The sequence below is a fragment of the Caballeronia sp. genome (assembly GCF_028292365.1).
Taxonomy (GTDB): domain Bacteria; phylum Pseudomonadota; class Gammaproteobacteria; order Burkholderiales; family Burkholderiaceae; genus Caballeronia.
The window spans coordinates 1-7,787 of the sequence record NZ_JAQGMM010000400.1; the positions used below are offsets into that span (position 1 = coordinate 1).

Consider the following 7,787-nt stretch of genomic DNA (forward strand, 5'->3'; position numbering starts at 1 on the left):
CGAGCGCAGGCCGACCAGTTTCGTGGCCACCGGATTAATACCGATCGCACGAATGAACATGCCGAGCGCGGTGCGATTCATGAGCAACGCAGTCGCGGTAATTGCACCGGCCGCGACCCACACAGAACAGGGCATGCGCGCCAGATATCCGCCACCCACCATCAAATAACCCGGTGCGCCGATGGGGATGATCTGGCCGCCCGTGAGCAACTGCGCCACACCGCGGCCGGCCACCATCAGGATCAGCGTCGCGATGATCGGCTGCATGCCGACGAACGCCACCAGCACGCCATTCCACATGCCGGCGAGCACGCCCACTGCGAGTGCAGCGATGAGTGCTTCACTGACCTGCGAGGGATTGTCGGCGAGGATGCTGGCGGCTGCCGCGCCGGCGATTGCGACGACCGCGCCAACGGAAATATCGATGCCCCGTGTTGCAATCACGAGCGTCATGCCGAGCGAGACGAGCACGAGCGGTGCGGCACGATTGAGGATATCGATAGGCGCGCCGAACCAGTGACCGTCGAGCACGGTGATGGAGAGGAAGTGCGCATTCTGGCTCAGGTCGAGCAGGATCAGCAGCACGAGCGTGAGGACCGGCCAGACGAGAGGATGCTGCAAAGCGGCTTTGATGCGGTTCATCGGCTACCTCCCGCAATGAGTCTGTACACCTGATCTTCCGACGCCGCGTGTCCCTCGACTTCTGCCACCTTGCGCCGGTCGCGCAGCACGGCAATCCGATGGCTCACACGCACGACCTCGCTCACCTCCGACGAAATGAAGACAATGGCGAGCCCTTTTGCACACAGCGCCAGCACGCGATCCATGATTTCGAATTTGGCCGCGACGTCGATGCCCCGCGTGGGTTCATCGAGGATCAGCATTTTCGGTTCCGTCGCAAGCCAGCGCGCGAGCAGGACCTTCTGCTGGTTGCCACCCGACAGAAGTCCAATGGGCTGTTCGGCATCGGGCGCCTTGATGCCCAGCCGCTCGATATAGTCGTCCGCTATCTGGCGCTGTTTCGCCTTGCGTATAACGCGCCACCAGCCGCGTTGCACTTGCAGCGCGAGAATGATGTTTTCGCGTATGGAAAGATCCGCGATGATGCCTTCCTTCTTCCGGTCCTCCGGGCAATACCCTATGCCGCGACGCACTGCATCGCGAGGAGAACGAAGCTTTACCGGCTTGCCGTCGATAGACATGGCGCCCGCGTCCGCCCGCTCCGCGCCAAACAGGAGCCGGGCGGTTTCAGTGCGGCCGGAACCGAGCAGGCCAGCTAGCCCGAGGATCTGGCCGGGCTGTACATCGATATCAACGGGATTCATCACGCCACGCCGGCCGATGCCGCGCATTTCGAAGAACGGCGGCACGGCGGCCTTGTGCGCGGGCGGCTCGTCGGCCGCGCGTTTCAGGCGCTCGGTCATCCGTTCATGGCCTACCATCTTCGAAACGAGCAGTTCCACCGGTAAATCGCGGGCGAGATATTCGCCTTCGCGTTCGCCATTGCGCATGACCGTGATGCGGTCCGATATTGCGTAGGTCTGCTCGAGAAAGTGCGTGACGAATAGAATCGCCATGCCCGATTGCTTGAGCGTGCGCAGCACGTCGAAGAGCCTTGCGACTTCGCCGTCGTCAAGGCTCGAGGTGGGTTCATCGAGGATCAGCACGCGTGCATCTACTGAGACTGCACGCGCGATGGCCACCATTTGTTGCACGGCGATCGGGTACGTATCGAGTGATTTGGTCACGTCCAGGAAGACGTTCAGGTCCGCAAGCGCCGCTTCGGCCCGCGCATGAATGGTCTTCCAGTCGATAGCACCATGCCGCTTCGGTTGCCGTCCGGCGAACACATTTTCAGCGACGGACAAGTTCGGGCAGAGGTTCACTTCCTGATAAAGCGTCCGTATTCCGGCGGCTTCGGCGTGAAGCGGCGTCGCGAAATTGACGGCTTCGCCGCCCAGCCGTATCTCGCCTGCATCGTGTGTGTGGACGCCGGTGAGTACGTTGATGAGTGTCGATTTACCGGCGCCGTTCTGGCCCATCAACGTATGGATTTCGCCGGGAAACAAACTGAAATCCACGTTCTGCAACGCCTTGACGCCCGGGAACGACCTGGAGATGCCGATGGTTTCAAGAATGGGCGAGCCGGTCATGAACGAAGGCCGTAAAGGGAGGAAAGGGAGCTTGAAAGTACACCGCGAGTCGGCCGTTAAAGTCGGACTCGCGTTCGCCGGATGTTTCTCCGTGACTGCTGCGGCTTAGTACTTACGCTGTGGCAGGACTTGCGCTGCGACGCTCATCGGGAAAATTGTTTCCTCGGTCACGATGCGCTTGGGCAAGGTCTTGCCTGCCTTCACTTCCTTGACCGCCGTCATGAGTTGCGGACCGAGCAACGGACTGCATTCCACGTCGACGTTGATCTTGCCCGCGACCATCGCTTCGAAGCCGCCCTTGGTGGCGTCGAACGAGACCACGGTCACATCCTTGCCGGGCTTTATGCCGGCTTCCTCCATTGCCTGGATTGCGCCGAGCGCCATGTCGTCGTTATGGGCGTAGACCACGTTGATCTGCTTGCCGTAGGTCTTGATGAAGGCTTCCATGACCTGCTTGCCGCCGGCGAGCGTGAAGTCGCCGCTTTGCGAGGCGATGACCTTGAACTTCGGATCGTTCTTGATCACTTCCAGCAATCCGGCGCGACGATCGTTGGCGGGCGCTGAGCCGACCGTGCCTTGCAATTCGGCGATGTTGATCGGACCGGCGTCGTTCTTATAGTGGTCTTCGAGCCATTTGCCTCCGCGACGGCCTTCTTCGAGGAAGTCCGAGCCGATCATGGTCACGTACAGCGATGTGTCTTTCACATCGATATTGCGGTCAGTGAGAATCACCGGGATCTTGGCGTTTTTCGCTTCGATGAGTACCGGCTCCCAGCCGGATTCCACAACGGGGGAGAACGCGATCACATCGACTTTCTGCGCAATATACGAGCGGATCGCCTTGATCTGGTTTTCCTGCTTTTGCTGCGCGTCGGAGAATTTCAGATTGATGCCAGCGTCTTTAGCAGCGCTTTTGACAGAAACGGTATTGGCGGTACGCCAGGCGCTTTCCGCGCCGACCTGTGAAAAACCCAGGGTGATCTTGGTGTCATCGGCGTGGGCGGTCAGGCTTGCGCCCAGCAATAGCGCAGAACCAAGCAGCGCACCAATGGCTGCGCGTCGAGCATGTCTCATGGTTGTCTCCGATTTAGTTGTGTTGTGTTCGGTACTGCCGCGCTTATGCACGCTTGTGCGTATTTATGCGTTTGCGCGGTCATCTGACTAAGGACGTACCGGAATGAAGCGTAGCGCCGGGGTTCATGGCGGTCCAATCAGTTATTGGGTGTTTGCGATACCAAAATTGGTATGAAGCCGGAAGGTGTTGGCTCGCGGCGACGCAGATCGTTTCGATGCGGATAAGAGCACGCGGCACGGCAACTGCTTCATTCCTGGTCAAGCAGGCGGCGATCGTCTGCGTCTTTATTCAAGTCCAATCAAGGAGGGACGGATCATGAACAAGGCAATCAGCACATTAATCGCGGCCGTTGCCGCACTCACGCTGTCGGGTGGCGCTTATGCACAGGCAGGCGGAGGCTCAACCGGCGGCACTTCGTCGGGCAGCACGGCTAGCCCGGCTAACCAGGTGAATCAGATGAACGGCGCAACGGGCGGATACGGCACGCCAGGCAGTACCAACTCGGACAGCGGCATGGGTGCCAGGGCGCCGAACTCGGGCCTGCCGAGTGGCACGAACAGCACTTTGACGCCTGGCACCAGTGCTCCCACTAGCAACAACACGTTGGCGACCCCGAGCGTAAAGTCACCGGGTGCCGGCCAATAACAGCTGCATTAACAGTTGCATAAACAGCTGTAAAAATAACAACCAGCCGCGAAAATGCACAAGCGCAAAGCGAACGAGCGCTTCAATCGCATGGGGCAAAAGAGTCATTGCGACCGCGCCCCACTTTCGTGGCTAGCAGGCGCTGGTTAATACGCTTTAATACGCTATTAATACGACCGACCCGCACGGTCTAATGCTGTCAAGCGTTAAGGAAGACCGCTGCCCTCACGGACAGCGGTCTTTCGTTTCTCTGAGGGGTAAGTCAAACCATCACCCTGCACGCGGTGTGACGCGATAGTTCTATTCGCAATGCAAGCACACGGAAAACGCTTCGGGTTTCTTCGGGTTGATGCATCGATAACGACCGCTTCTGCGCCCGTTCTCGCTGGCGGTCAACAAGGCTCAACAACGCGAATTGTGCGTCAATCGGCAACGCAGTAGACTCCTTGTGCGGTCATCGTCTCGCTTTGACCCAAACCCGTGCGGTTTCCGGGCCATGCGGAACAACCACGCGTCAGAAACGTACGCCCTCATGTTGGTCACGCCGGCGAGGTGCTGCCCTATGAAATTCCGACAGTTGCGTTATTTCGTGACAATCGTCGATGCTGGCAGTTTCTCGCGTGCGGCGCAGGTTGCCCATGTGGCGCAGCCTGCGTTGAGCCAGCAGATTGCCGACCTCGAGGATCAGCTTGGCGTATCGCTGCTGCAGCGAAGCGCCCGCGGTGTGAACGCCACGGCCGCAGGCGAGCGGCTTTACGTGGAGGCGAGTGCGATTCTGCGGCGCATCGAGCGCTTGCCTGAGGTCGTACGTGGACACGGAGAAGAAGTGGAGGGGTGCGTTTCCATCGGCATGGCTTTTCCCCTGGCGTCGCAGTTCGCGGGGCCGATCATGGCGGCATGCCGCACCGCGTTGCCAAAAGTGCGGCTGAAGCTTTCGTCTTCGGGCAGCATGCAATTGGCCGCGAGCATTCGCGAACACGCCCTCGACCTCGCGATGCTCTTCGAAGGTGAACCGTATGCGGGCTGTGTCCGTGTACCGCTATTCGAGCGACGGCTCTTTCTTTTGCGGCGTGCAAACGGATCGGTCAGGCCTGGATCGATTAGATTCCAGGAACTCGCAGACCTTCCACTCGTGCTGCCGCATCACCCGAATATTGTGCGGCTTGTACTCGACCGGCTGTTCGCAGAGGCGGGAATCGTGCCGCATGTCGCGGCCGAAGCCGACGTGAGTACCGACATGCTCGCCGCCGTACAAGCCGGTGTCGGCGATACCATCTTGCCGCTTGGCGGCACGGACGAGCTGTCCGGTAATTTTTCTGCGCAAGCCATCGAGCCCGCAATTTCGCTGACGGCCAGCATCGTTTCTTCTGCGGAGACGCCGCTCGCGGCCGCCGGGGAAGCCGTGCGCGATTTCATTGCCGGCTTTGTGAAACAGCACCTGTCCGAGCTGCCGGTACCCAGCGTCGAACCCGAAGGCGAATGATTCGTCGCGACCTATATTGGCCGCTTATACCCGCATCGCAAGACAGTATTTTCCCCATTCTGAAAAAGCCCGCAGACTTGGCACGCGGCATCCGGGAGACGACATGGGGTCGTCCGATGCATGGCGGGAAGATCGGCGTGGCGAAATTAATCTATAGGGTGGTCGCCACGTGCGGCGGATTGGGCGCTGGATTCCCACAGGAGTCCCTGCAAAAGGCGCTGCTTGGCCGTATCGACGCTGTGATCGCCGATGCCGGTTCAATGAACGCAGGCCCGTATTACCTTGGCAGCGGCGGCCAATACTTCGAGCGTGACGCCGTCAAGAACGACTTTCGCAAAATGGTCGAGGCTGCATTACATACCGACGCGCCGGTGATTCTCGGTAGCTGCGGGATGGCAGGCGGCGATCGCAATCTCGACTGGATGCTCGAGGTTGCCCGCGAGGTATTCGAAGAACTCGACGTGTGCGATGCGAAAGTGGCCGTGATCCGGTCCGAACTCGATCCGGCTATCGTGATCGACGAACTGCGCGCCGGCGCATTGCGTCCGGTCGGCACAGGACTATTCCTCGATGAACCGTCGCTGCGCGAAAGCACGATCGTCGGCCAGATGGGCATCCATCCACTACTTACGGCACTGCTTAGCGATGCGAAGTATATCTTCGCGGGCCGTTCGTGTGGCGCGGCACTCTTCGCAGCCGGCATGATCCGTCGCGGTATCGCGCCGGGGCTCGCGTATCACGTTGGGCACGTGCTCGCGTGCGGCGCGCTTGCATGCGATCCCGGCTCGCCGTCTGACTGTCTCGTGGCGGAGATTTACGACGACGGCAGCGCGGTTTTTATCCCACCCGACGAGAACCGCTGCTGCACGCCGTATTCCATTGCCGCGCACTCGCTCCATGGGCAAGCTCATCCGCATTTGCAGTTCTATCCCGAAGGCGTGCTCGCGATGACCAGGGCGGAGTTCTTCGCTGTCGATACGCGCCGTGCGGGCATTCGCAAGACTCGTTTTTATCGCACGGCTAAGCCGTGGTCGTTGAGCATCAAGCTCGAAGGCGCGCGTCGCGCTGGTTTGTGCAAGGTCTCGCTGGTTCAGCTCGATCCCGCGGATATGCATGCGATACCCGGCGATAACCTCGTCTATGGGCGCAATGGTGCGCAGGAGAGCCACTGCGCGCCGTCAGAGCAGGAATTGGGGATCATCGTTCGAACGCGTGCGCGCACGGCTGCTGCGGCCGACAAGCTCGCAAGCCTGCTTATGCATTACCTGATTCACTATGACTACCCGGGGCGCAAATCGACGGCCGGCAATATCGCCTGTCCGCTCTCGCCGAATCGGGTGAGTTTCCGCTATGCCGATGGTTCCTACGGCGCAATCGTGCCGGGCGGCACGCGCGATCGCGTGTTATTGGCGAACTATGTGTCGATCCGGCAGGGCGTGGTTGATCTCGTGCAGCGCGAGTTTCCCGAGGCACTCGCCGAGGCCGAATACAGGTTCGTCGAAGCGGACGCTGAGCGTCCTGTGGCGTTGCTTCGCACGGTGGACCGCGATGCCGATGCGCTTGCCAGGAGGCATCGCGCGGAAATCGAACGCATTGCATCAGTCGCGTCGGTAGGCGCGGGGTCGCTGCTCGACCTCGATGCGACCGATGCGTATGAATGGACGCTTTATCACTTGCTTCAAAATGAGGACGTCATTCGCAACCGGCTGTTTCCGGTTCACTACTACCATGCAAACGGCCGCGAATGGAGCAAGGCAGGCGACGCGCGAGCGGACTACTTCGATGTGGGCGAACCGGCCGGCGCGCAGAATCTCGACGACAGGACACTTTCCGTGATTGAGGACGCGCCGCCATCCGGGATGCCCTCAGGGACACCATCCGGAAGCCAGCGACTGCTCGACATCGCCCGTGTGATCAGAAGCCAAGACGCAGGCATCAACCGGTTGACATTCGACGTGCTGTTCGTATCGAAGGACGCGTATGAGGCGGCGCTGGGCTCGAACTTCTTCTGCGCGCGCAACGTAGCGGACGAACTCGGCTTCGAGCCGGCTTCAGTCGTGGGCACTTATTTCGTCGACAACTGCAACGCGATCAAGATCACCGTGGAAAGGCCGATCATTTCGGCGTCGCTCGGTGAACGCGATGGTTTCGGCACACAACAGCAATCCGTGCTGGAACAGATGGTCATTCCCATGTTTTCAGATAGCCAGCAGAGTGTTGCGTGAGGGCGTCCCGTGGGTGAGCCGGCTTTGCGCCATGCAATCCGCACGCGGCGGACTGCCGTCACGAAATGCCGTCACGAAGTGCCATCAAGAGATGCCTAAGCACTTCGTGAATATGTCTGCACGACCCGGCGCGCGCTCATCGCTCGCCAGTAGGTGATGAAGCGCCCGGTGAACACGCCTGCGACGACTCCAGACACCGCGGCACC

At 60.2% G+C, this 7,787-nt stretch carries 6 protein-coding genes; 3 read left to right on the top strand and 3 right to left on the bottom strand.

Annotation, left to right across the window (positions count from 1 at the left end; translation table 11 throughout):
* From JWR14_RS24055 to JWR14_RS24065, 3 genes are all read right to left on the bottom strand, one after another.
* The coding region (locus tag JWR14_RS24055; protein ID WP_299713061.1) for an ABC transporter permease at positions 1–642 on the bottom strand (642 nt) is incomplete at its 3' end.
* On the bottom strand, positions 639–2,153 hold the full coding sequence (locus JWR14_RS24060; RefSeq protein ID WP_299713064.1) for a sugar ABC transporter ATP-binding protein: 1,515 nt from the start codon (positions 2,151–2,153) through the stop codon (positions 639–641). The genes JWR14_RS24060 and JWR14_RS24055, both read right to left, overlap by 4 nt.
* 105 nt (positions 2,154–2,258) lie before the next feature.
* Positions 2,259–3,227: an ABC transporter substrate-binding protein gene (locus JWR14_RS24065; RefSeq protein WP_299713067.1), complete on the bottom strand. Its 969-nt coding sequence runs from the start codon at positions 3,225–3,227 to the stop codon at positions 2,259–2,261.
* Positions 3,228–3,543: 316 nt separating this feature from the next.
* Between JWR14_RS24065 and JWR14_RS24070 the strand changes: the two genes are divergently transcribed.
* The 3 genes from JWR14_RS24070 (at position 3,544) to JWR14_RS24080 (ending at position 7,581) form a co-directional block, all read left to right on the top strand.
* Positions 3,544–3,873, top strand: a complete 330-nt coding sequence (locus tag JWR14_RS24070; protein ID WP_299713070.1) for a hypothetical protein — start codon at positions 3,544–3,546, stop codon at positions 3,871–3,873.
* Positions 3,874–4,435: 562 nt separating this feature from the next.
* The gene (locus JWR14_RS24075) at positions 4,436–5,356 is read left to right on the top strand and encodes a LysR substrate-binding domain-containing protein (protein ID WP_299713073.1); all 921 of its coding nucleotides are present in this window, start codon (positions 4,436–4,438) and stop codon (positions 5,354–5,356) included.
* A gap of 137 nt (positions 5,357–5,493) precedes the next feature.
* Positions 5,494–7,581, top strand: a complete 2,088-nt coding sequence (locus JWR14_RS24080; RefSeq protein WP_299713076.1) for a DUF4387 family protein — start codon at positions 5,494–5,496, stop codon at positions 7,579–7,581.
* Positions 7,582–7,787: the final 206 nt, after the last annotated feature.